The sequence below is a fragment of the Gelatiniphilus marinus genome, from assembly GCF_042684345.1.
GTDB classification, from domain to species: Bacteria; Bacteroidota; Bacteroidia; order Flavobacteriales; family Flavobacteriaceae; genus Gelatiniphilus; species Gelatiniphilus marinus.
Window position 1 is genome coordinate 86730 of record NZ_JBHULK010000008.1, and the last position, 23313, is coordinate 110042.

The following is a 23313-nucleotide window of genomic DNA, read 5'->3' on the forward strand; positions in this document are numbered from 1 at the left end:
ATTACTTACCAAGTTTTAAAATTCTAAAAGCACCTTGAATTACCAAGACAAATACGATTGTTCCGATAATCAAATCAGGTTTATTAGAATTTAGCCAATTGACCAAAACTCCTGCGGTTATAACCCCTAAATTAATAATGACATCATTAGAAGTAAAAATCATACTCGCTTTCATATGTGCCTCTTCTTTGCTTTTGGACTTTTGCAAAATATAAAGGCACAAGCCGTTCGCAATAAGTGCAAAAATTGAAACGATAATCATTGTCGAAAAATCGGGAAGCCTATCGGCTCCGAAAAATCTTCTCAACACTTCCACAAATCCAATAATTGCAAGTGTTATTTGAAAATATCCAGCTAATTTTGCAATGCGTTTTTTCTTAATCAACGTTCCTCCAACCGCAAACAAGCTAATTCCATAAACAAAACTATCCGCAAGCATATCCAAACTATCCGCAACTAATCCCATTGATTTTGAAATCAGTCCTGTCGTCATTTCAATAATGAAGAAGGCGAAATTAATTGCAAGAACAATCCAAAGTAACCTTTTTTGGCTTGTTTTTTCATCAAAATCCGTTTCGTGGGTTTGTTCTGTTGAAATTTTCTTTCCTCCTAATTTCAATTCGTCAATCGACTTTTCAATTTGGTCTGCCTGTCCGTTGTGAAAAACGGTCAGTTTTCGTTTAGCGATGTCGAAGTCAAGGTTTTTAACTTCTGGAATTCCGTCCAGTTTCATTCGGATTAGGTTTTCCTCGGAAGGACAATCCATCTTGCTAATTTCAAATACCGTTTTGTTCATTTTAGTCTTCATCTTCGTTTCCAAAAGGTTTAATAATTACTCCTACACTAAAAATAAAACCGTCCGTAGGCGCATAAATTTCTGGAAATTCTGGATTGTCGTGTGGTGGCAAAACCAAAGGTGAAAACCTACTTTGTCTTCTGTCTGTAAAGTTTTCAAAATTTACAAAGGTTGTTCCCCATTTGAAATTGCGCATTAAAAGCAATCCCATAGTTATAAAATCCGTGGTTTCTGTGCCATTAGACAAAAACTGCTTTCCTGTGTAAAAAGTTTCATAACCTATGCGCCATTTATCAGATTCGTACATTAAAACGCTACCTGCATTATGTTTTGCTGTGAGCGGTTTTTGCGGATTTCCTGCCAAATAGTTCAGCTTTGTATCAATGAGTGCATAGTTTAAAAACCATCTAAAATCCTTGTACGTAAATTTAATATTGGTTTCCGCTCCCTTGCTTATTATTTTATCGGTTGCATTTTCAAACATAAAAAATCCATCGTCTGTTGAATTTAATAATAGCCCGTTGTTAATAGCTGAAACGTAGAAGAGTTGGTTAACACTAAAACCTACCACATCGAATAACCTTGTTTGGTAATTCACATCAAAATTGACACCATAGGAACGTTCTGCCTTTAAAGCAGATTTATCTATAGCAAGTACATTTTCAAAACTGATATATTCCGCCTCTTCGGTGAAAATATCTGGAATTTTATAACCTAATCCACCACCAATTCTGCTCGAAAATCCGCTGTCGTTCTTGTAAAGCAAGGAAACTCTTGGAAGTGGAAAAAAACCGAAATCTGTATTGTAGTCTGCTCTTAATCCTGTTTCTAAAATCCAACTATCTGAAACGTCGTAAATGTTGTTTACAAATGCTCCATAAGTAACGTCTGATTGGTCTCGTTGTAATGTCGCATTATCATTTTCATCAAAATTAGATGTGTATAAATTTGCACCAAAAATCCAATCGGTTTTTTTGGATGCCTTTTGATAGTTGATTTCTGTGAATGTATTGGTTTGTTTGCCGTCAAAACTGAAATCGGTAATAGATAGTTTTCTATCGAAAAATGAGATGCTATTCTTGATGTTCAATGAACTGACCGAATCTATCTGTGTTTCGTAAACAGCCTGACTGCTCAATCTTTTAGAAAGATTTTCTTCGGTATATTGATGAATCCCATTTTCGCCACTTTCAATTTTTGTAATGTCTCCACCAATTCTGTCGTCATAAGTTCCATTTAAACCTATCCAAAAAGTTGTTTTTTCTGAAGGATAATAAAAGAATTTGGGGTTAAAAGATAACGAAGTTGTTTTTGGTAGATTGCTGAAACCATCATCTTCTGGGTCATACGCTTTTTGGTAATGACCAGAACTGTATAATGAAACTCCAAATTTTTCATTTCGCTTACTATAAAAGACATTTGCTGTACTACCCAACGCTTGTGTTTGAGTTAGCATAATATCCAAAGATGGTTCTTCATCAGGTGTTTTTGATACCATATTTATTAAACCCGCAATAGCCCCTCCTCCATAAAGTGTAGAAGAACTTCCTTTTATTATCTCAAATTGTTGTAGGTCTAGAGGCGGAATTTGTAAAATACTCAAACCACTTGAAAATCCACCATACAAAGGAAATCCGTCTCTTAAAAGTTGTGTATAACGTCCATCGAGACCTTGAATTCTAATATTGGTGTTTCCACTACTTAACGAGGTTTGTTGCATTTGTATTCCGGTACTTTCACGAAGCACCATTGAAATATTAGTCGGATTCATTACTGCTTTTTCGCCTAATTCTTCCGCACCTATAAATTCTATTCTCGTAGGTATTTTTCTAACAGTTCGTGTACTTCTTGAAGATTGTATTACGACTTCATCCAATTCATTTCCTCCCGATTCGAGCTTGAAAGAGAACTCTTTTTTTGTGCCAACCTCAATAGTGGTTTCAATGGTTTTAAAACCTACATATGAAATTTTTACGGTTTGGTTTCCATTTGGGATTTCTGTAAATGTGGCAATTCCGTCAAAATCTGTTACTGCTCCTTTCTCTAATTCTTCAAAATATACAGTCGCTCCCAATAATGGCCCATCTGTTTCGGCATCGCTCACAGAAATGGAAATATCACTCGTTTGTGCGAATGATATAATTGATAACATTAAAAATAATGTGTTTAAAAATACTTTTTTCATTTGCTTATTCTGGTTTTTAAGAATATTGCAAATGTATTTAGCATTTACCGCAACTCGATTGCAAAGATTATCTGTTGCAGTTGTCGCACAGGCCTTTCACGACCATATTTGCTTGTTGCAACTTGAAATTTTTTGGAAGTTGAATATTGGGAATAGGAACGTCGAAAAGACAAAACGTTTTGTCGCAGTTAGTACAATAAAAATGATAGTGCAAATCTTTTGGGTCGCAGTTACAGCCTTCCGCACAAACTGCATATTTGGTCATTCCAGAGCCATCTTCAATGCTGTGGATAACTTTGTTTTCCTCAAATGTTTTTAGTGTTCTGAAAATAGAACTTCTATCCGTATAGGGCAGCGCATTTTCAATATCCTTTAATGATTGAGCTTTTTCTAGGCTTAAAAGATGGCGCAGAACAACCGTTCGTACTGCGGTGTTTTTTACTTTTTTTATTTTTAGGATTTCTTCTTCCGTTTGCATTTTCCTAATATATCATTTTTTAGAGTATTGTCTTTTCAGCAACAACTTTTGTTTTCTTGAATCGGCGGACAAGGCACAGTTCCGTAAGAACAATAAACACAACAATCTCCTTCATTTGGTTTTAGAACCGTTTTGCAACTCTCACATTCATAAAAGAATTGACAAGATTCCGTTGGCATTTCTTCTACTTTTTTATGTCCGCAGTTTGGGCAAGTTATTTCAGATGTCAATATAGTTTCCATTATTTTTCTTTTTTGTCGGTCACGTTATAACCTGTAGAATTAATTGCTTTCTCAATTTCCGCTTCATTGGTCTTGGTTTTATCAAATTCAATGATTGCATTTCCACTTTCGTATGATGCTTTTGAGCTCACGATTCCGCTGAGTTTATTTACTTCGTGGTTTACGTGTTCCTCACAACCCGCACAGGTCATTCCACTAATTTTAAATTCAGTTGTTTTAATATCCGATTTATCTACTACGATAATGTGTTTTGCCGTGTCTGGGTAAAAAATTCCTGAATAGTATGGAAATGCCAACATTACTATTGCAAATACAGTTATAATTCCTAAAAAAGTTTTGGACTGTGTGAATTTTGGTTTTTCGTCTGTCTCACATTCACAATCGATTTCCTTTTTAGGCTTTAGCATTTGATACCAGGCAAAACAAAGAACTAAAATTGTAAGCCCGATTAGGTAAGGTCTAAAAGGTTCTATCCAAGAGAATGTTGAAGCAATCCCACTTGTTCCTGCGATAAGAGCCAAAACAGGCGTAATACAGCATAAGGAAGCTGTAATTGCAGTTAGCAAGCCTGCTCCAATTAATTTATTTTCACTTTTCATATTGCTTCTAAAACTTTGTTCTTATCAAGTATTGCGAAAAACGGATTGAGTAGTTTTTCATATTCAGCGGTCAATGAGTAATAAATCGTTTGGGCTTCTCTATCGGTTTCTAATAGATTTCGGTCTTTCATTTTTCTCAAATGCTGGGAAATGGCCGAAATATTCATTCCAAGAATATCACTTAAATCACAAACGCAAAGCCTATCTTCTTCAAAGAGTAGGTATAGTATTTTAAGTCTTACGCTATTCCCAACTAATGAAAGTCCATTCGCCAAATAGTCGAACGATTCGTTTAATTCCGAAACCGTGTCTTTGCAACGATTAATTTGTTCTAAATCGGCTTGTTGTCTTATGCAAGAATTATTGTCCATAAAGCAAAGTTACATTATTTTATTATTTAAGCAAACACTTAAATATATAATATTTAATATAGCAATTATTTGATTAATAGAACTGCTAGAAACAAATGGCAGTAGTCTAGTTTCTAAAAGACTTATATAATAAAACTACTTCTGCAATAAATTGTAGTACAATAGCTTTTAAACTTTTTGTCAACTCTAAAAATATATCTTTCATAATAGTATTAGTTTTTAATAGATAATAAAATGGCTAAGGCAATTAATTTGATATTCTTAGAAGCAGAAATATAACTGCTTTCATCCCTATTACTCAAAAAACCCAGTTCCAAAAGAACCGAAGTACAATAGTCAATAGTTTCACGTAGTACCTGAAAATTTGCAAACTTCACTCCTCTACTTTTATATCCTATGGCTTTGCAAAGTGCTTTTTCAATTTGATAACCTGTATAAATAGATTCTTTGGAATTATTTGTTCCCTTTTGTGAAGCATAAACTTCTATCCCTCTTGCATCTGGATTATCTGAATGATTGCAATGCAGCGACACAAACAAATCGGCTTTTAGAGCTTTGGCCAGTTTTGCTCTATCCGATAACGAAATGAGTGTATCAGTATACCTGGTTAAATAAATATCCAAAGGGGTATCTAATTTATTATTCAGCTTCAAAATGGCATTCGCTATATCCAATACAACATCCTTTTCTTGGATTTTATTTATGCCTATCGCACCGGTATCTTTTCCACCGTGTCCAACATCAATTATAATTCGTTTTTTAGTACTTGTCTCTTGTCCCAAAACGATACACATTTTTAGAAGCAAAAAGACAAAACTGACGTTTTTGAGCACTTTTTTCATTTTCAGTTTTTAGGTTATCAACAATTTCCATTCAAAAAATCATAGAATTTGATGCCAAATAATAGTAATTAAATTCAATTGATTTCAAATAATATTTTTTTCACAAATATTTGATTTTCAGTTATTTATGTACAAATATATGTAAATTTCAGAAAGAGAAAATGAATAAAAATTTAAACAGTTTTATTATGAAAAAATCAATCTATTTAGCAACTTTTTTATCGTTGCTCTCAACATCACTTTTTGCACAAATTGGTGGCATTGAAGATTCCGTTAATGATGTGGGCGATACCATACGTACCATCTTTCCAATTTTACTTGGTGTCATTTTTTTAGTTGGTTTCCTGTTTAATGCAGGGCATTTCTTTGGGGAAAATGCAGACCTTAAAAAAGGGATTACCAGAGTGCTAGTGTTTGTTTTGATTGCTGGCGCAGTTGTCGGCATCTTCACATACCTAATAGGAATCGTAGTATAGATGAAACGCTTCGAGGTCTATAAAAACATTAGGAAACGGGCGGTCATTTTTGGGCTGCCTATTTCCCTGTTTGCGTTAATGATGGTTTCCATTTTGGCTTCGCTGCTCATCATAATCTTCTCTTTCAGCTTCGGGATAATAATTGGAATACTCGTTTTTAATGCTGCCTTGTACGTAGCCTTAACGAGAATAACACATAACCCACAAATTTTTCAGATGGCTAATGCTTTTCCGAGAATAATAAGTAACAAAAGAAACTCTGGCTTCAACTATGAACAAGATTAATCTTTCAGCATATCAACCTATTGTAGATATTCAAGACAATATCATATTTGCCAACAATGGTAATGTTGTCCTGTGCTATGAAGGTACGTTACCAGAAATTTATTCACTATCCGAAAAAGACTTTGAAGATATACACGGTTCTTGGTTTCAGGCTTTGAAATCATTACCTATTGGTACTGTAGTGCAAAAGCAGGACATATATCTTAAAAAAACATACAATTCAGAAGCACTTCCCAATACAACGTTTTTAGAAAAAGCGACACACGACCATTTCAAAGGACGTGATTATATGGAACATCGTTGCTTTTTGTTCTTTACGCTCACTAAGAATAAAGCGCTGAACAATTCAAAATATGTCAACCCTTTCCGTAAAGTTTCCAAAGGGATTACACAACAATTGGATGACAACGTTAAGAGCTTTGTCGGTTCTGTTAGTGATTCTGTTTCCTTCATAAACAATAGTCGAAAAATGAAATTTGCTTCGCTTAAAGCGAAAGATATTCAGCAGTTAACGAATGGATATTTCAATGGTTTTAATGAAGGGTTTGACACCGATATCATATTAGATAAAAAAAGCGTCAATATTGGCGAAAACCATTTTGATGCCCTGGCTATCAATAGCGAACTGTGTTTTGGCGAAAGTGTACAGAGTAGCAAGACCAATGAGAAATTCACTTCTGACGATTTTGTGTTTCATCAAGGGTTTATTGATGGCTTAGGGCTTACGCTTAATGAAAATCATATTGTCAATCAAATCCTTTATCTGGATGACAAACAGAAGTGGCGCAAGCTACTGGATAAGAAAGTTGAAGAACTTAATAAAAGTTCCAACTTCGGTTCGCAGAATAAAGTAGTCCTCGGTAAAATTCAGCATATCCTTGACCAAATCAACGCTGATGATAATGCACGTATTATTCGAGGTCATTTAAACATCATCTATTGGGACAAGAACCCAGAAAATTTAAGTCGAATCGGTTCAAAAATAAAGACCGAGTTTAAGGAACTAGACATTATTCCTTACTATCCTAGAGGTGAGGAACGAAAGAATTATATCCTAAATAGTTACTGCTGTTTTTCTTCAAACTTTTCAAATAACGATTTATATGTTACCGATTTAAAACACGCTTTATGCCTGTTCATCAATAACACCAATTATAATTCTGATACTACCGGAATCATCTTTAATGATAGGGAACATAATGTGCCTGTTCTTAAAGATGTTTGGGACGAACGCAAGAAGCGCATTAAGGCAAGAAACTTTGCCATTTTTGCACCTACTGGCGAAGGCAAGTCCTTTTTGGCAAATAACATTCTGCGCCAGTATTTTGAAAGTGGTGTCCGCCTGGTCATAATTGACCTTGGTGGATCCTACACCAAATTTGCCAAACTCTATCCCGAAAAATATACTGTGCTTCGCTATGAAAGTGGCAAAAATTTAGGCATCAATCCTTTTTATATAAGTGATAAAAATGACCTAACACCAGAACGTTTGGAAGACTTGTCCGTTTTCTTGTTTGAACTTTTCGCCTCAGATTTAAAAGTTACCAAAGCACAATCGGTTTCGGTTAAAAAGATACTACGCCATTATTACAATAATACTTCAGAAAATCATTCCTTAGATGGTTTCTACAACTTTATAGAGAGGAATCAGAAAGACCTTCTGGACACCTTAAAAATCCATCCCGACTACTTCAATATTACAAGCTTCTTGCACGTAATGTCCGAATATGTCGGCGATGGTCTATACAGCTTCCTTTTTGAAGTAAGTGAAGACCAGACCTATAAAATTGAGGATAAACGATTGATTGTTTTTGAGCTGGATGAAGTAAAGGATAACAAGGAAATCTTGTCCGTTATGTTGAAGCTGATTAAGTCAGCCATCCAAAGAACGATATGGAAAAACAGAGCTGAAAAAGGCATTATCCTTTTCGATGAGTTTGCAAAGCAACTGAAGTTCGAAAACGTACTGGAAAGTGTTGAATTCTACTATCAAGCGATTCGTAAACAGAATGGTGCGATAGGCATTATTCTTCAATCCATAAATCAGCTTCCCAACAATTCAACATCGGCAAGCATACTAGAAAACACACAAGTCATTTATAGCCTAAACAATGAAAAAGGTTATGACGAATTGGTCAAAAGGCTCAATCTATCTAGCCACGATTTAAACCAATTAAAATCCATCAAAAACAATCTTTCTGGACCACGGAAGTATACCGAAATGTTCATCAAAATAGGAAAGGAAAGCAACATTTTTAGGCTTGAAGTTCCTAAAGAAGTGTACGCAGCCTACCTAACCGATGGACAGGAAAACGAGGCCATAATGGCCATTTATGAAAAGACCAATGATATGGAATTGGCTATTAAAGAATTCACATCTAAAACATAATAAATATGAAAACAAAAATCTTAATTATCGCAACGGCATTCATCTTTTTATTGCCTGCACGCGCTGCGTGCCAGGGAATGCCAGTTTATGACAATACCAACTTTGTAAGTTTGGTAAAATCGCTAGTGGAATCAGCAAAACAAACCTCACAACTTATCAAGTCCGTAAAGTTCTTGAAAGATGCAAAAGAAAGTATTGAGAAAGTATCAAGTGTGGTACAGCAACTCAGGGCGGTTCAGGAAATAGCACAGAACAATCAACGCCTTATCAATGTAATGCAAAATGATTTGCAGGATATTTTAAACTCGCCTTACATCAAGCCCGAGGAAGTTACACGGGTTGCAGAATCATTTGATGCCATAGTCCAAAACTCTTTGGACACGGTTGATTTTATGGGCGAAATATTATCTAGCGATAATCTTAAAATGTCTGATGCCGAACGTGCTGAAGTCCTAAAGCAAAAAGAACAGGAATCAAAAGAAATGGTTTCCAATATCAAGACAAAAACTAAGCGCTATCGTGATATCATTTCCTTTAGAAAAATGCAGGATAAAGTGAATAACCGAGAAACAGAATATTAATAATGACAGCAACCGTACTTTTAGGGATTGGACTGGAATACGTTGACGCAGTGTTTCAAACCATACAGAACAGCAGTTTCTCGCAATATACTATTGCAGGAATGAAAACGCTTGCCGTTTTGTTCTTTCTGGTCAATATCCTTAAAAAATACAATGAAGGCATTGCGGATAAAGATGGTTATACTTGGGGATTAAGCCCAGGAGAATTGACCAAGAATTTTGCTGTTGTTCTTCTGGTCATATTTTCAACACAGGTCCTGGGCTTTTTCGATAGTATCTTGGTTTCTATTGAAGCGCAATATCGTGGTACAGCACCAGCTTTATTGCCTTTACAAATGCAGGATATTCCTATTGAAGAGGATGTAAGTATCATCGAGGTTGCACAAGCGGCAATGACGCTGTTATACGAAGCCTTGGTCACACCACTTTACGGTTTCAAAATATTCGCATTCATCATAAGCCTTTTTCTTTGGATTCTGGATTTGTTCATCTATCCACTATTTCTTGCTGAACGCTATTTCCTTTTGGGTATAATGCAAGCCTTCTTCCCGCTCGTAATAAGTCTGGCGGTTTTTGAAAAATTCCGTTCGCTTGCTTATACCTTTTTCAAATTGTACGCTGCTGTCTATATGTTGGTGCCGGCTTTCTTTTTGGTCAATGTATTTGTAAATGCGCTGTATACTGAAATCAATACGAACTTCTGGACAAACCTTTTTGGGACAGATGTTGGCCAGGGCTTTTTTGCGCCTGTGGTGCAACTTGGGTCAGTTGGCTTCATTGTTTTTCTAAAATTCAAATTATACAAACGTGCCACATCGTTTACCCTCCGATTGTTTACTGCCTAAGGCAGATTAAAAATAAAATTATGAAAACACCTTATAAGAACATATACAACGTCTTAAAGTTGAACAGATTTATCGTGTTGGCAGTTGTCGTTTTTGCAATGCTATCCAGCACCTTTTCACTTTGGATGGCATTTAAAACGAATAAAGAAGCGCTGAATAGTGCTTTTGCTATTAATACTGATGGCAGTATTATCCCCCTGAAGCTCGTCACACAAAAAGAAAATTTCAAGGTAGAAGCATTAGCACATTTAGACCTGTTCCACAACTACTTCTATAATATCGACGCCAGTAATTATGAGCGTAATTTAGAAAAGGCACTTTGGTTAGGTAATAGTTCCGTGGACAATCTATATCGTCAGAAAAAAGCGGATGGTGTCTATAACCGTTTGCTACAATACTCGCTAGTTCAAAAAGTACTGAGCATTGATTCACAAATCGAAGAACAAAACGGAACATACGTTTTTAGAACTGTTACCATTTTTGAAATTAATAGAGGTTCAATCATAGATACCTACGAACTTGTTTCTAGTGGAAACTTAATTCCAGTAGACCGAAACTTTCCAAACAATCCCCACGGATTGTTGATTACAAACTATTTCGAGAATACATTAAAAAAACTAAACGATGAAAGTTGAGCCGATAATCGGCATTTAAAAACCCACGATTATGAAAGTAGAAAAGAACAAAATTGTATTTGCAGCTGTATTGGTTGTGATTTTCATATTCCTAATTTCCTATTCTATGATGGTAATGGGCGATGACGAAAGTGAGAATGAAAACCTTGAACAGACCTTGATACCCGATTTGGATGAAAACCAAAAAGAGTATAATTCAAAATTGGATGCCATAAATGATTTAAAGGAAGTACGAGAAAATAATGCGCCCAGCATCTATGACGAAAAACTGATTGATTCCTTGGGCTTTTATGACCCTGACCTTCCGGAACGAGAAAAAGAACGCATTGTAGATAGTATTTATGATGCTGGTAAGATTCAATACTCTGAAAAGAAGTATCGAAACCTTGGGCAAAAGAAAGTTACTCAAAACAATACCCAGCAAATAGATTCTGCCGAAATAAGGCGAGAACAAAAAATTGAAGCTAAAGAATTGGGACTGGAACATCAACTGTTCTTTGCCGCTGCGCCTAAACCCAACGAAGTTTCAATAATAGGCAATACAGATGAAACTATTTATGTGGTTGTAGATGGCGACCAGATTGTCAAAGCAAATACCCGATTACGAATGCGCCTTACCAAATCAGCAACTATTAATGGGAAGCTGATGCCAAGGAATACACCTGTTTTTGGGTTTATCAGTTTTCAGCCAAATCGTGCTTTAATCGAGATTGAAAACATAAAGCATCATCCTACCAAGCTTAAAGCTTTCGATTTGTTGGATGGTAGCGAAGGTATCTATGTGCAAAACAATTTTCGTGCAGAAGCTACTACGGAAGTACTGGATGATGTTATAGGCGATATCAACATTCCAACCGTTCCACAAGTAGGCGGAATTACACAGGTATTTAGACGTCGCAATCGAAGTGTGAAGGTAACAGTACTTAACAACTACAAATTAATTCTAAAACCAAAACTATGAGGCCCATAATGGGCATTTAAAAACGCGCTCTTATGAAAAAACATATCATTATTTCAGCAATAATTATTACCGCTTTGGCGAAAGCTAACGCTCAAGCAACACACGTACTCGATACCATTTACGCAAACGACACTAAAAATGTCGCGCTATTTTTTCCAGAACCCATACGACAGGGTATAACCGGTTCAGACAATTTTGTCTTTACCTACAATCGTGAAAAAGAACAGTATTTCGGATTACTTCAGGCAAAGCCTGGGAAAGAAAGTAATCTACTGGTAGTCAACAGAAATGGCGCAATTTTTTCGTATATTGTAAGATATAAAAAGCAGCTATCAAAGCTCAATTATTTCATTCCATTATCAAATAGTATAGGGAATGAAAAACCAATAGAAATCGATTCGATTCAGGTTGTAACTTCTGAAAAAAATATAGATAACAGAACCTACTATTATCAAAAATTCTGCTCCTATCTTCTTAACAGAAACCAACGTATTGGTCGGATTAAGAAGCGAACACAAGGCATTGTCTTGAATGTTAAAAATGTTGTTTTTGATAAAGAAGAACTCTACTTCGTTATCCAGATTGAGAATAATTCTACGATGGATTACGATTTGAATTTCTTGAACCTCTCCATCGAGACTCGACAAAAAGGGAAAAAGAAATCTTTACAGAGTTTGTATCAAGAGCCTATTTACAAGCATCATCTGCCTTCAAAAATTGCAGAAGGCAAAATGGTACGGTTTGTTTATGTAATGCCCAAATTTTCGTTATCGAATGACCGTAGGGCAATTTTGGAATTAAATGAGAATGATGGCGAACGCAATATAAAACTGAATATATCACATAGATATATCAATAACCCAAATTAATAATATTATGAAAAGATTACTCATTTGCTCAATCGTACTTCTATTTATTTCCTGCGCTGGAAATAATAATATGTCACACACCGAAACAGCACAAACTGTTGCTAAAAGTTTTTTCACAAAAGATGAGTCAGCTCTAAAAAAGCATACAACATCAGATGGATATGCTAGTTTGATTACCGTTCAAAATATGCTTCCAGAGTCAGACAAAGAAATCGAAGTAGAAATTTTGGATGAGGCTATTGAAGGCGAAATTGCCTGGGTAAAATATAAAACGTCTTTTGATGGAAAGTCGGGCATCTTTAAACTCGTTAAAGAAAATGACCAATGGAAAGTGACTAGTAAAGGTCCGAGGGAAAAAGGGCCTTTTTAAAAAGAAGTTTTAATTTAATTTTTCTCAAGGTTAATTTCCCAATAACCTCTAGTATCTCCGTGACGTACTAAAAATCCTTTATTCTTTATTGCTGTAATATGCTTTCCTACGGCAGATTCATTAATACCTAAAGCTTCGGCTATATCATTATATGTTATTGAAGGATTAGCAGCAATTAGTTTAAGTACTTCTTTTTGTCTTTTAGTAAGAGTTTCAGTAGCATCAATTGCACCACCTTTTGCACTACCTATTACACCACCTATTACACCACCTTTTTGAATAGCTTCTTCATCATCAACTTTAACAGCAGTTTCATTAGTTTCTTCTTTAACAGCAAAAGTCATTCTTAGAAAATTATCGGAAAAACTAAAACTTTCTTTTCCATAATGTCCTAAAATACGAGGAATACCAGAACCTAATTGTTCTACTAATTCTAAATCTTTAAAAATACGCATCAGTTCCTTATTACGTGGAACTGAAAAGCCCTCGAAAAATTCTTGCTTACTCAACCCTTCCGGAAGACCGCCAGCCGATGTGATTTCAATTCTATCGGTAAAGATTTCAAACTTTGGAGTAATCTCATTTGTATAATCATTATGCACAAAGGCATTGATGATAGCCTCTCGCAATGCAATGGGATTCCAGAGACTAGTCTGTTGCCTTTCTTTCGATGTAATTTTTGTTGTAGTTCTATTTTCTACGGCAATTTTATCAATTACCTGTTTAGTAGCTTTTACCAAACATTCGTGACCGTATTCGTTGCTTTCTATCAAGTCTGTTCTAGTTGTGCCAGAATACTTAGCAACCTTGATAGAGGTATTGTTTTTATCTGCCAAAAGATAGGCGGCATAATTGAAAGCACCATCTTCGGTTAGTAATTCCAAATTCTTTGAAAATGTTTTGCCAAGTGAATATCCAGATTCTTCGTAGTAAATCTTTAACTGGCTAAAGCTTAAATCCTGCCGACCCGCTTTAATTTTGCTGATGGAATTTCGGGTACGTTTGGCAAAGAGCTCGTCAATCATTTTTTGTGGCATTGGTTCAGCTGATGAACCCAAACGAATGAAACAACCCTTTTCACTCATCCCGTATTTTTTAAGATGATATGGTTTTTCTGGACCGCTGGCCACAATGATTTTTAGGATGTTCTTGTTGTCCCTTTCTTCACTCACAATATCGAACAAACCAAGTGCTGAAGGACGGATATTATTTTTGAGTCTATCCTTGATTTTTAATTGGTCACCATCAGCATCTACCAAACCATAAGTGTTCCCTTCTTTATCAATACCTATGTATAGAATGCCTCCTTCGCGATAATTCAAAAAAGCAATAACCTCTTTTTCAAGCCCATCGGACAGTTCACGTTTGCATTCTATACGGTTTGTTTCTGGCATTTATTCGTAATCATATGTCAAAGTCAAATCAATAAATTGGTCAGACTTAATTAAATGGTCAAATTTATTCTTCAATCTGGTATATTCCTTATCGCTCTTCTTCACATCTTCTCTCTTGATTTTATAAAATTCGAAGAAATTGAGTAAAACTTGATTGTCAGTTTCACTTTCAATATTTGAGAATTCACTGCTTTCAAGAATAGGTTTGGCTTCTTCCCATAAAGCTTCGTCTGACTTTATAGCATTGAAAATCGTCTTCCATTTAGGCGTCAATTGCAACTCTTCTTCAAAAAGTTTTCTGTATATGATGAATGTTTCTGGCATATACATAATCTCAAAATATTCATCTTCAGTAGCTCCAAAAGCCTTTTCAAAAAAGCTTCTTTCTGGCGGAACAATCCCTCTTGTCACATTGCTGATACTTTGTATTGCTCTTATAAATTTCTTATTCCAGAATTTGCCAATATATGAGCGATGTTTCGCTTCTTCACCGAATAACGGAATATATTTCATCGGAAACGAATAAATATGAATATCTAATTCTTCTGACAGCTCCATATTGATATGCATTCTTTTCCATAAATCCTCTGGTCTATCCTTGAAGTTAAAAAGCAAATAGTTTGAAAGTCTATTAATGCCATATTTTGCTGCCAATCTTACAGCCTTTTCATACTGTTTTTTAAGCCCCCAATAATCGAATGCTATTCTTAAAGGGTTAATTGGTATCTCACTGATGAGCTTCATATTCTCATCGGTAACATAACGAGCATCCGTTCCTTGATTAAAATCTACATACCTGTTCCTTGGTGCCTTATTTCTGTATCGTTCAAATAAATCCTTTAATTCTATATAAGCATCAAGCAGATTTTCTTTACTGACAGATTCGATTTTTAAAAGACCAAATTTATCGTAGATGTCGTAAACAGTCTGCTGAGTTCCGCCTTTTACTCTCTTATTTAAAAACTCTTTTAATAAGGAATGACATTTTTTTATATACGCTATATCGTTATCTCCTCTTTTCAAGTTTCGAATGGCTATATCAAGTTGATTCGGCTCTATAAATTTAGCGCCCTTGACGAAGCCCATATCCTTTATATCTTGAATAATCTCAGGAAATTTTGGCGAGGCGAGAACATTGTTATCCATCAAAAGAAGGTTTTGCTGTTCTCCATACAATTCTTTAATCTTCTCAAATTTGTCCTTTGTAGGTATCTTTTCTTTGTACGTTGGTTCGAGTTTGGGCACAGAACAAAAGGCACAAGTCCGGGTACAACCTTTGGTCATAAAGGTAAAGTATGCACTCCCAGTTGGATATTTATAATCAATCTCGTCCAGAATAGAATAATCCAATGGCAAATCATCAACAATAATTGAATTGCCCCTATCAAGCATTCCAGGCTTATCCAGTATACCAGTCATCGGTTTTATTCCTGTTTCTTCCTCTACTTCTGAAGCTAACAAAGAAGCCAAAACACCGCCAACTTTCAATTCATTAACATTCTTTACTAAGCTTTTCGCTTCGTGAATGGCCTCTACCGTAATTTTCCAGTAAAATGTAAAAAGTGTGGTCACATAAACCCTGTCCCATAAGGGCTCATCTTCATGTTTTTTATTTTTAAAATAGTCTCCAAAATATTTTAGCCACATCTCAACTAAAGGAACCTGACCAGTTATTTCTTCAAAATTTTCATCCTCCATTTTAGGTTTAGGCAAAAGTGCCTCACGCTTTGTGGAATGATTAGACTTTAGGTATTTTGAAATGTCACCTATTTGTTTTCCCCAATCAATTTTAGGGCAGACCTCATTTAACTTGAATAAACAATCTTCTAGAATTTGATTGAAGATGAATTGTTTTACGTTTCCTTTGTAAAAAACAACGTTGTCTCCCAACATCCTATGATACGTTGCAATTTTCATCAAACCGATTGGCGGATATTTATTTTTATATCCAGGTTCTATTAATAGTATGTTTCTTTTCTTTTTCGGCATTTATTAGTTATACTTTTCAGCGATTATTTCTTTGATATTTTCGGCATCATCGATATCAAGGTTTTTTTCCAGAATTTCAAAAACTTCATAAACCAAATTCCTTTTTGGTTGTGACAACTTTGATAGTTTAGGTTTAACATATTGTATAACACTATCAGGCATATCATCAACAAATAAATTTTCGTCTTCAACCTTTTGATTATAAATTTTTCTAAGAATTTCGTTTTCTTCTGCTTTCACTGCAATTCCGTTAAGTGTAGCTATTGCTGATTGCGCATTCTGAAACTTTGGTTTTAAAGCTCGTTTCTTTTTTACTTCTTCATTTTTACTTCTGAAGTTAGTATTCTCAAAACTTTCTTTCTCCTTTTTGTACTGCTCAATTTTTTTAATACAGCTGTGTATATTAGAGGATTGTTGAGCAATCTTATAAAGCGAGGCAAATTCGTCCTTTAATTTTTCTTCAAAAAGACTTACTATTTTATTTTCATTAAAATAGTCTCTTCTTGCGTTTGGCTTGAAATTATATCCGAAAGTGTGAATCTCTCCTATAAAATGATGATTAAATCTATCCTCTTTGAAAAAACTATTCAATGTATTCTCTGAGCCTATCTGAATATTATCGTTTCGGATTCTGAATCCTCTTTCATAATCATCTTGGTTGATTATATAGTTTAACAAATCTGAAACCCCATACCAACCTAATGCAATAAGCTCACCGTCATTGTTAAGTATCTCAATAAAGTCAACATCTATTATTTCTACAGGTTTATATCCTGTCTTACTATGCACTACATCTTTATATGGTTTGAATAGTTTTTCATTATTTAGATTTAGTTGCACATCATACTCTTCAATTTTGATATAACGTTTATTGAAATTCTGATAAATTTTTTCTGAGAATTTAAAATCTTTCCTAAAAGGCACAGGCGCAACAATTGACAAGTATTTTTGCACTTGAAACTCATCTAGCAATAAGTCATTAGTAACATTAAGTAAACTAACTTTGAAATAATGTTTTTCAGGTTTTTCTATTTGCTGTTCAAAACTTGTGATTGCCCTGATTACCGTTGCCGCATCTGATGTGTCTGTTTTGTCCTCAATAATTCTTTTTAAGCTTTTAGCATTTAAAGTAATCGTATTCTTAACTTCCTCATTGACATAACTCGTTTCAAATACCAATTTTTCGCAGTAACCTAATCCTCCTAATCTTCCGATACCTCGGAATCCTTTTCTCTTGTTTCTGTCTTTTTGTGAATTTGCAACATCCCCTAAAAATTGATATACATTCTTGTTTTCTATTCCAGTAGCATTATCGAAAATTGTTATAGACCTTTCCGTTCTGCTGATATGAATGTCGATTAAGCCCTCTTCTTTGCTCTTTAAAATGTCTTGTTCAACGGCAACATCAATTTGGTCGGCAGCATTTTGAACATACTCCCGATAAATAAATCTTGCATCCTCATACATTCCCAATGTGAGTGTTTCTATAACGTTCTTTCCTATGTGCGGTTTAAACTCCATATTTTAATAATACTTAAAAACTCCAAAATGATTTTTTACTTCTTGCGGAATTGAATTAATGTCATATTCATCGTGGGCGTGATAAATATTTGTACCAGCACCAGAAATTCTAAAAACCACGTAAACTTTGTTATGAGTATCATACCCATAATATGATAAATTACCAAAGAATTTGTCATATCTTTCATCTAAGATTTCTTGAGGTGATTTAGACCCATCTTCCAACAAACAGCTGAGTTGACTAATAAATTCATTATCAACATCTTTATTTCTCCAAGCTTCTTTATTACCATATACTGATATATCGTGTTTTTCCTTGTGTTCAAATTTAGGGACGTAACTATCTATGAAATCCTGAAAATTATTTTCCCTATCCACAATTATGCACGAATGCGTTTTATCGTTTTTAGATTTAGTTACCAATTCATTAGTATCATTCCATAAATTCTCGAAAGAAAAGTAAATCTTGTTTTCAGTATCATCTGAATGATAATAATTCAATAGGTAATTTACTTCTGAAGAAGTTCTCTCGTTAAAATGACCTTTTATCTGATTTGGAAATGATTCTAAACCTTCATCTTGGTTCTTCGTAAAGCCATTACTACCAATCTTTGACAAAAAATCGTAAAGCTGATGTACAATTGCCCATAAGTCTCCTTCCAATCCTTCACATAAGTTGGCAGGAAAGTTAGAAATCATCTCCTCTTTTAATTCTTCACTCAATAAAAATGTAAATGTTTCCATTTCGTCCATCAACTTAGAAAGCGACAATAAAATACTTCCATATTCCAACCTATTACCTTCATAACTTGCTTTATCCCAAATAATAGACGATGGGTCGATGCTCGGCAAATAATTCTGTTTACTCATTAATTTTTCTCTTTTTTATTTGAGCTTCCACAATAGCCCGCATTTCTTTGCTTGGATGCTCAATAAAATCCTTTGGATAATAATTTAATATTGTTCCATAATCGTTTAATTCTAATGTCCTGAACAATGAATTTTCTATAAAAGTCAAATTTATCTTATCGTCCATTTCATTACTCAAGTCCTCAGCTATTCTACGGCGCATTCTTGTTATAAAATGGCTACTATGCGTTTCAACTATTACCTTTTTATTTGATAATGTTAGGCTATATAGGAAATCGTAGAGTTTGCTTTGAATTTTTGGGTGAAGGTGCAGTTCGGGTTGCTCAATCATCAGAATTTTATCTGGATTCATCAATAACCCTTGTACGATAATTGGTAGTATTTGACTTATTCCAAAACCTACATGCTTAATATTAACTATCAAGTCATTCCCATATTTTAGTAAAATTCTATACTTCCCGTCATCTTCCTCAGACCATATCTCTTTTGCCAGTACAAATTTTTTGCTTATCCAATAGTTTACGGCTTCAATTAAGGAAGATTCTTTCTTTATATACTCTACCTCGCCTTTGTCATTCTCTTCAAAAACAAAGTATATAATTGGTCTTTCTGATTGGTCTTTAAGTATTTGGGATGTGTTCTCACCATATTTACCAACATCTAAATTTTCCCTCTTAAAGGTATAACTCTCTTGAGGTTCTTTACGAGAGGGACCGATATAATGAATTGACTCAAAGAACCTGCTGATTAATTTTTTTGTATCGCTTACATTTACCACCTTATAGAACTCCTCTGTCAGAGTGGTTTGCCTACCTTGCAAATCTTCATCTTCAACCTTTTGTTTATAGCTTATTTGATTTGGGAAAATTGAATTATATTCTACATTTAATTCTGATATTATATCGGCAGTAAAATTTTCATCAATAAAAGCTGGGGTATTTGTCTCAATTTTATGAACCAAACTCCTATCTTGATAAAAGCGAATATATTTGTTTGTATCCTCATCAAACTGAAACTCAATCTGAAATAGAGAAATTATTATCTTATCACTACTTATAGAAAAATGAACATCTATTTCACAACTATACTCACCTAAAGAATCAAAAAATTTAGTCGTTTTTCTATCATCTAAACTTTGATACTCTTGTTTTGAAAACAAAAAGGAAATTTTAATGTTTTCTTCAGCATCGTGATTATATATTAAATCATTGAAACTCGATGTTTCGTATAGCCCTCCACTTAAATCGAGAGGTCTATTCTGAGACTTCTGTTCAATTGAGTGTTTTAGCAACAATAAGATTTGGAAAAATGAAGACTTACCGGCACTATTAACACCTGATAAAATTGTCAACGGTTTTATCTCAAAACCTTGTACTTTGTGAATGGATTTAAAATTCTCAATTGATATTTTCATTGCAGCTCTTCTTTTATTTTTTCTTTTAGCAATGATGCCAAATCTGGTGTTAAAACTGTATCCACAACACCAAAAATCTTAGAAACCAATTTCCTATCTTTTCGGCTCAAAGCGGTTATATCATCGGTAATAAATTTTGTTTTACCGTTGTCTTTAATTTTGACCTTAGTTACGTCCTTGTTTTTTGCTTTTACAACATTTTCAAAAACTTTAGATTTTGAAGTGTCAGTAGAAGTAATTTTCTCTTTTGCTTTTTGAAGCTTTTCTTGTGCGCTTTCCGCTTTTTCTTTTAACTGCTCTAACTTTTCAATAAAGTCCGCTTTTTCTTTTTCGTCCGTGAAACCACCATTTTTAGACTGTTTTTCAAAGGCTTTATTTGATGCGTTAAAATCATCTATTCTTTTCTGATTATTTCTAATTTCAGAAGAAAAATGGTAAAGTTTGTGTAAATCTGAAAACTTAATCTTCAGGTGCTTTTCAAACTCTTTCAATGCCTTATTCTCTGTAAAATAATCTCGTCGAGAATTTGGAATGAGTTCAGGGCTTACGGCGTGGACTTCTCCAAAGAAATATTTGGTTCCTCTGGACTCCTTAAAAAGTTTAGATAGCGCATCTTCCAATCCGATTTGAATGTTGCCTTTTCTCAATCTTAAACAGCGAGCTGCATTAACGGACGGTAGAACTTTAGTGAAATTTGATATAGCGTACCAGCCCCAAGCCAAAAGTTGACCCTGAGAGTTCCTTATCTCATAGGTTTCAATATCGTGTATCTCATCAATTTTTTTCTTATTATGAACATCCCCTGAATAGATACTCATAGTGTATGACTTCAAAATCTGATTTTTATTAACGTAGATAAGGTACTCGTCAATATTGAAATTGAGTCCTTCAGCCTTAGTATATATCCTGTCTTTGAAGAAGAAACCTTTATTATATGGCACTGGCGCAACCATCGTTAGGTAATTATAAATATCATCCTTATCTAAAAGGGCTTTGTTGTTTACACCCTCTAAAGTCACTTTAAAGTAATGAGCTCCGCTCGTTTCTTTTTCTTCGCTAAAAGAGGTTACTTGGTCTATTACTTTTGTTGCGTCTTCTTTTGTACTACGATTATTAATTATTGATTTTAATTCTTGGGCATTCCAAGTTAGGTAGGTCTTGACGTCTTCACCTTCAAAACTTGTTTCAAAAATTAGTTTATCTGCATAAGCAAGCCCACCAAGGCGTCCGATTCCTCGAAACCCCTTATTTTTAGTTCGGTCTTTTGTAGACTTTGCAATATTTTTCAGGATTGACTGCACGTTGTTTTTAGAAATACCTGTGGCATTATCTGTTATACTTATAGTTTTGGTAGTAGGTTGTATTTCAATTTCAATTTTGCCGTCTCTTAAACTGTCAAACATTCCGTCTTCAAAAGCCTTATCTATTTGGTCGGCACTATTTTGTATGTATTCTCGAAAGATAAATCTTGAATCCTCATACATTCCCAATGTCAAGGATTCAATTACATCTTTACCTATTTTAGTTTCAATCTTAGCCATTCGGGAATTGTTTATAAAGTGGTCGAGGGAATTTAATATTTAGTAAGGAACGGAAAACGGGATGCTCGATTATGTACTCGCCAGGGTCGAGGCGCGTCATCATATTTTTGTAAACATTGGGAACAAACCTGTAATCTCCTTTTGAAATCTCTATCGCATTGGTTCTACCATATGCGTGAGTAGCGCAATTTCCTTTTACTCTATCGTGAATAGCACTCTTGAATTGCTCGACAGAAAACAGGATGATACCCAGTGAACGACCACGCTCTGAAATATCAATAATTTGCCTTAAAATTGGTGAATTCTTAGGTATATCCTTTGATGCATATTTATTTAGCTCATCAATAAAAATAACGATTTTAGAAGGAATGTCATTTTCTTCCCTTTCCTCTTGCCCAAGTTTAAGGTCATATATTGCCCTTATAACATCACCGAAAACAAATGACTGAGTATCCTGGTCAAGTTTGGCGATATCAATAACGTGAATGTCATTTTTTTGGATATTTTTTATTGAATCTTTTAGCCTTATTTCATTTTTTTCGGGCACAACTCGTTGACTAAAGATTTCGTTGTTTAAAGCCTTGGTTACAATCCTTTTGAATTTTCTCCAACTCATAACAGAAATCTCTTTATCTCCTTTTTGTCCAGACTTGGTATATTCCCCAACCTTATTAATAAATTGACTCCAGGATGTTATATCGCCAAATCCTCCTTGTCCGGTTAAAATAAAGTTCACTATAGACTCCATTGTGCCAGTAGAATCTTCAACATTTGAAAAAAGTAGGTCCAAGCTCTCCTTATCGTCTTCGAAATCATACTTGTACCTAAAGGCCTTGTCCAAATCAACTTGGGTATTTATGTCATTACTATTACCATAGCTATGTGTTTTGGATGTTGAGTGGTTAGAATAGGGGTAATAGTATTTGGCATTTTTGAAAGGCTCCGTATTTAATCCTAACATTTTGGTGTATCTTTCCTTTTCTTCTTTGCTCAATTCCTCGTTGGGCTCATCAATTGCCAGCAAATCCCTACCCTTTACGTTAAACATCACAAACGCAACTGAATCATTCCCATCTTGTTTTGATAAATATTCATCTTGAATAGCTTTCATCAAAAACATTGTGTAAGATGTCTTTGCAGCTAAACCGGATATACCCGAAATATTCAAGTGCGCTCCTTCTGGACCGATTAAGAACTGAGAATTGAAATGAACCGGCAAAGTCACTTTATCTTCATCACGATACATCTCTATATATCCACAGATAAGTTTATTCTTAATTTTATCCAATCCTAGTGCTTCGAGAACTTCTGCCTGTTCCGCAAGTCCTACTTTACTGCCGTCAAGTACCGGTGTATATATACTTTTGTTGTTGCCAAGCACTTTTGCCTTTACGAAATTCATACCTATTCGATGCATATTTGGCTCTGTGGACACATCCCCAAAGTCGCTGGAAATAAAATTACTTAAGTAGCTTGCCGAATCAGTTATATGCGAAATCTCCTCAATTACTCCATATGATATTGATTTGTCAATATGTTCAACCTTGACCACATCAAATGGATTTAATATTCTTTGCTTATTAGTCCAGAAATAGAACTCATCAATTGTAGTAGGTTTTTTTTCGGTGGCAGCTACTTTTCCAATAATTTTTTTCATATG

At 34.7% G+C, this 23313-nt stretch carries 22 protein-coding genes; 8 read left to right on the forward strand and 14 right to left on the reverse strand.

Features of this window, described 5'->3' with window-relative positions:
* Window position 1 precedes the first annotated feature (1 nt).
* The 7 genes from ACFSQS_RS14970 to ACFSQS_RS15000 all read right to left on the reverse strand — a co-directional run bounded on the left by ACFSQS_RS14970 (window position 2) and on the right by ACFSQS_RS15000 (window position 5513).
* Window positions 2-796 (reverse strand): cation transporter, encoded by a 795-nt coding sequence (locus ACFSQS_RS14970; protein ID WP_246906194.1) that lies wholly within the window; start codon window positions 794-796, stop codon window positions 2-4.
* A gap of 1 nt (window position 797) precedes the next feature.
* Window positions 798-2981, reverse strand: coding sequence for a TonB-dependent receptor (locus ACFSQS_RS14975; RefSeq protein ID WP_246906198.1), 2184 nt, complete (start codon window positions 2979-2981; stop codon window positions 798-800).
* Between the two features lie 67 nt (window positions 2982-3048).
* Window positions 3049-3459, reverse strand: a complete 411-nt coding sequence (locus ACFSQS_RS14980; RefSeq protein WP_246906203.1) for a Fur family transcriptional regulator — start codon at window positions 3457-3459, stop codon at window positions 3049-3051.
* A 35-nt stretch (window positions 3460-3494) separates the two neighbouring features.
* On the reverse strand, window positions 3495-3701 hold the full coding sequence (locus ACFSQS_RS14985; protein ID WP_073240407.1) for a GDCCVxC domain-containing (seleno)protein: 207 nt from the start codon (window positions 3699-3701) through the stop codon (window positions 3495-3497).
* Entirely contained in the window at window positions 3701-4300 is a 600-nt protein-coding gene (merTP, locus tag ACFSQS_RS14990; RefSeq protein ID WP_073240406.1) for a mercuric transport protein MerTP, read from the reverse strand. The genes ACFSQS_RS14985 and merTP overlap by 1 nt, the downstream gene beginning before the upstream one ends.
* The gene (locus ACFSQS_RS14995) at window positions 4297-4671 is read right to left on the reverse strand and encodes an ArsR/SmtB family transcription factor (RefSeq protein WP_246906207.1); all 375 of its coding nucleotides are present in this window, start codon (window positions 4669-4671) and stop codon (window positions 4297-4299) included. The genes merTP and ACFSQS_RS14995 overlap by 4 nt, the downstream gene beginning before the upstream one ends.
* Before the next feature lie 212 nt (window positions 4672-4883).
* A complete protein-coding gene (locus tag ACFSQS_RS15000; RefSeq protein WP_073240404.1) occupies window positions 4884-5513 on the reverse strand; it encodes an N-acetylmuramoyl-L-alanine amidase family protein in 630 nt (209 codons plus the stop codon).
* Between the two features lie 188 nt (window positions 5514-5701).
* Here ACFSQS_RS15000 and ACFSQS_RS15005 point away from each other — a divergent pair, with 188 nt between their 5' ends.
* The 8 genes from ACFSQS_RS15005 (at window position 5702) to ACFSQS_RS15040 (ending at window position 12924) form a co-directional block, all read left to right on the forward strand.
* On the forward strand, window positions 5702-5989 hold the full coding sequence (locus ACFSQS_RS15005) for a hypothetical protein (protein ID WP_073243663.1): 288 nt from the start codon (window positions 5702-5704) through the stop codon (window positions 5987-5989).
* Between the two features lie 271 nt (window positions 5990-6260).
* Window positions 6261-8663 (forward strand): TraG family conjugative transposon ATPase, encoded by a 2403-nt coding sequence (locus ACFSQS_RS15010; protein ID WP_388020783.1) that lies wholly within the window; start codon window positions 6261-6263, stop codon window positions 8661-8663.
* A gap of 5 nt (window positions 8664-8668) precedes the next feature.
* Window positions 8669-9244, forward strand: coding sequence for a conjugal transfer protein (locus ACFSQS_RS15015; RefSeq protein WP_388020786.1), 576 nt, complete (start codon window positions 8669-8671; stop codon window positions 9242-9244).
* 2 nt (window positions 9245-9246) lie between these two features.
* Window positions 9247-10089, forward strand: a complete 843-nt coding sequence (locus tag ACFSQS_RS15020) for a hypothetical protein (protein WP_388020789.1) — start codon at window positions 9247-9249, stop codon at window positions 10087-10089.
* Window positions 10090-10109: 20 nt separating this feature from the next.
* Window positions 10110-10724 (forward strand): conjugal transfer protein TraK, encoded by a 615-nt coding sequence (locus ACFSQS_RS15025; protein ID WP_388020792.1) that lies wholly within the window; start codon window positions 10110-10112, stop codon window positions 10722-10724.
* Between the two features lie 31 nt (window positions 10725-10755).
* Window positions 10756-11685, forward strand: a complete 930-nt coding sequence (gene traM / locus ACFSQS_RS15030) for a conjugative transposon protein TraM (protein ID WP_388020795.1) — start codon at window positions 10756-10758, stop codon at window positions 11683-11685.
* Window positions 11686-11717: 32 nt separating this feature from the next.
* Window positions 11718-12554, forward strand: a complete 837-nt coding sequence (locus tag ACFSQS_RS15035) for a DUF4138 domain-containing protein (protein WP_388020798.1) — start codon at window positions 11718-11720, stop codon at window positions 12552-12554.
* A gap of 7 nt (window positions 12555-12561) precedes the next feature.
* Window positions 12562-12924: a hypothetical protein gene (locus tag ACFSQS_RS15040; protein WP_388020801.1), complete on the forward strand. Its 363-nt coding sequence runs from the start codon at window positions 12562-12564 to the stop codon at window positions 12922-12924.
* A 14-nt stretch (window positions 12925-12938) separates the two neighbouring features.
* Here the strand turns inward: ACFSQS_RS15040 and ACFSQS_RS15045 are convergent, their stop codons facing one another.
* From ACFSQS_RS15045 to ACFSQS_RS15075, 7 genes are read right to left on the reverse strand one after another with little or no spacing between them, the layout of a single operon-like run.
* On the reverse strand, window positions 12939-14318 hold the full coding sequence (locus ACFSQS_RS15045; protein WP_388020804.1) for an RNA-binding domain-containing protein: 1380 nt from the start codon (window positions 14316-14318) through the stop codon (window positions 12939-12941).
* Window positions 14319-16307 (reverse strand): hypothetical protein, encoded by a 1989-nt coding sequence (locus ACFSQS_RS15050; RefSeq protein WP_388020807.1) that lies wholly within the window; start codon window positions 16305-16307, stop codon window positions 14319-14321.
* Window positions 16308-16310: 3 nt separating this feature from the next.
* On the reverse strand, window positions 16311-17828 hold the full coding sequence (locus tag ACFSQS_RS15055; protein WP_388020810.1) for an ATP-binding protein: 1518 nt from the start codon (window positions 17826-17828) through the stop codon (window positions 16311-16313).
* 3 nt (window positions 17829-17831) lie between these two features.
* Window positions 17832-18698 carry a hypothetical protein gene (locus ACFSQS_RS15060; protein ID WP_388020813.1) on the reverse strand — a complete coding sequence of 289 codons (867 nt, stop codon included), beginning with the start codon at window positions 18696-18698 and terminating at the stop codon, window positions 17832-17834.
* Window positions 18691-20112, reverse strand: a complete 1422-nt coding sequence (locus ACFSQS_RS15065) for an AAA family ATPase (RefSeq protein ID WP_388020816.1) — start codon at window positions 20110-20112, stop codon at window positions 18691-18693. Before ACFSQS_RS15065 ends, ACFSQS_RS15060 begins: the two co-directional genes overlap by 8 nt.
* The gene (locus ACFSQS_RS15070) at window positions 20109-21653 is read right to left on the reverse strand and encodes an ATP-binding protein (protein ID WP_388020819.1); all 1545 of its coding nucleotides are present in this window, start codon (window positions 21651-21653) and stop codon (window positions 20109-20111) included. Before ACFSQS_RS15070 ends, ACFSQS_RS15065 begins: the two co-directional genes overlap by 4 nt.
* The gene (locus tag ACFSQS_RS15075) at window positions 21646-23310 is read right to left on the reverse strand and encodes an ATP-binding protein (RefSeq protein WP_388020822.1); all 1665 of its coding nucleotides are present in this window, start codon (window positions 23308-23310) and stop codon (window positions 21646-21648) included. The genes ACFSQS_RS15070 and ACFSQS_RS15075 overlap by 8 nt, the downstream gene beginning before the upstream one ends.
* Window positions 23311-23313: the final 3 nt, after the last annotated feature.

What these genes read in the sequence shown, in the direction of transcription:
- ACFSQS_RS15045 (WP_388020804.1), bottom strand. Translation starts at nt 14,318, where the DNA reads ATGCCAGAAACAAACCGTATAGAATGCAAACGTGAACTGTCCGATGGG.
- merTP (WP_073240406.1), bottom strand. Translation starts at nt 4,300, where the DNA reads ATGAAAAGTGAAAATAAATTAATTGGAGCAGGCTTGCTAACTGCAATT.
- ACFSQS_RS15025 (WP_388020792.1), top strand. Translation starts at nt 10,110, where the DNA reads ATGAAAACACCTTATAAGAACATATACAACGTCTTAAAGTTGAACAGA.
- ACFSQS_RS14975 (WP_246906198.1), bottom strand. Translation starts at nt 2,981, where the DNA reads ATGAAAAAAGTATTTTTAAACACATTATTTTTAATGTTATCAATTATA.
- traM (WP_388020795.1), top strand. Translation starts at nt 10,756, where the DNA reads ATGAAAGTAGAAAAGAACAAAATTGTATTTGCAGCTGTATTGGTTGTG.
- ACFSQS_RS15055 (WP_388020810.1), bottom strand. Translation starts at nt 17,828, where the DNA reads ATGGAGTTTAAACCGCACATAGGAAAGAACGTTATAGAAACACTCACA.
- ACFSQS_RS15065 (WP_388020816.1), bottom strand. Translation starts at nt 20,112, where the DNA reads ATGAAAATATCAATTGAGAATTTTAAATCCATTCACAAAGTACAAGGT.
- ACFSQS_RS15075 (WP_388020822.1), bottom strand. Translation starts at nt 23,310, where the DNA reads ATGAAAAAAATTATTGGAAAAGTAGCTGCCACCGAAAAAAAACCTACT.
- ACFSQS_RS15000 (WP_073240404.1), bottom strand. Translation starts at nt 5,513, where the DNA reads ATGAAAAAAGTGCTCAAAAACGTCAGTTTTGTCTTTTTGCTTCTAAAA.
- ACFSQS_RS15050 (WP_388020807.1), bottom strand. Translation starts at nt 16,307, where the DNA reads ATGCCGAAAAAGAAAAGAAACATACTATTAATAGAACCTGGATATAAA.
- ACFSQS_RS15040 (WP_388020801.1), top strand. Translation starts at nt 12,562, where the DNA reads ATGAAAAGATTACTCATTTGCTCAATCGTACTTCTATTTATTTCCTGC.
- ACFSQS_RS15020 (WP_388020789.1), top strand. Translation starts at nt 9,247, where the DNA reads ATGACAGCAACCGTACTTTTAGGGATTGGACTGGAATACGTTGACGCA.
- ACFSQS_RS14985 (WP_073240407.1), bottom strand. Translation starts at nt 3,701, where the DNA reads ATGGAAACTATATTGACATCTGAAATAACTTGCCCAAACTGCGGACAT.
- ACFSQS_RS15010 (WP_388020783.1), top strand. Translation starts at nt 6,261, where the DNA reads ATGAACAAGATTAATCTTTCAGCATATCAACCTATTGTAGATATTCAA.
- ACFSQS_RS15015 (WP_388020786.1), top strand. Translation starts at nt 8,669, where the DNA reads ATGAAAACAAAAATCTTAATTATCGCAACGGCATTCATCTTTTTATTG.
- ACFSQS_RS15060 (WP_388020813.1), bottom strand. Translation starts at nt 18,698, where the DNA reads ATGAGTAAACAGAATTATTTGCCGAGCATCGACCCATCGTCTATTATT.
- ACFSQS_RS15070 (WP_388020819.1), bottom strand. Translation starts at nt 21,653, where the DNA reads ATGGCTAAGATTGAAACTAAAATAGGTAAAGATGTAATTGAATCCTTG.
- ACFSQS_RS14995 (WP_246906207.1), bottom strand. Translation starts at nt 4,671, where the DNA reads ATGGACAATAATTCTTGCATAAGACAACAAGCCGATTTAGAACAAATT.
- ACFSQS_RS14970 (WP_246906194.1), bottom strand. Translation starts at nt 796, where the DNA reads ATGAACAAAACGGTATTTGAAATTAGCAAGATGGATTGTCCTTCCGAG.
- ACFSQS_RS15035 (WP_388020798.1), top strand. Translation starts at nt 11,718, where the DNA reads ATGAAAAAACATATCATTATTTCAGCAATAATTATTACCGCTTTGGCG.
- ACFSQS_RS15005 (WP_073243663.1), top strand. Translation starts at nt 5,702, where the DNA reads ATGAAAAAATCAATCTATTTAGCAACTTTTTTATCGTTGCTCTCAACA.
- ACFSQS_RS14980 (WP_246906203.1), bottom strand. Translation starts at nt 3,459, where the DNA reads ATGCAAACGGAAGAAGAAATCCTAAAAATAAAAAAAGTAAAAAACACC.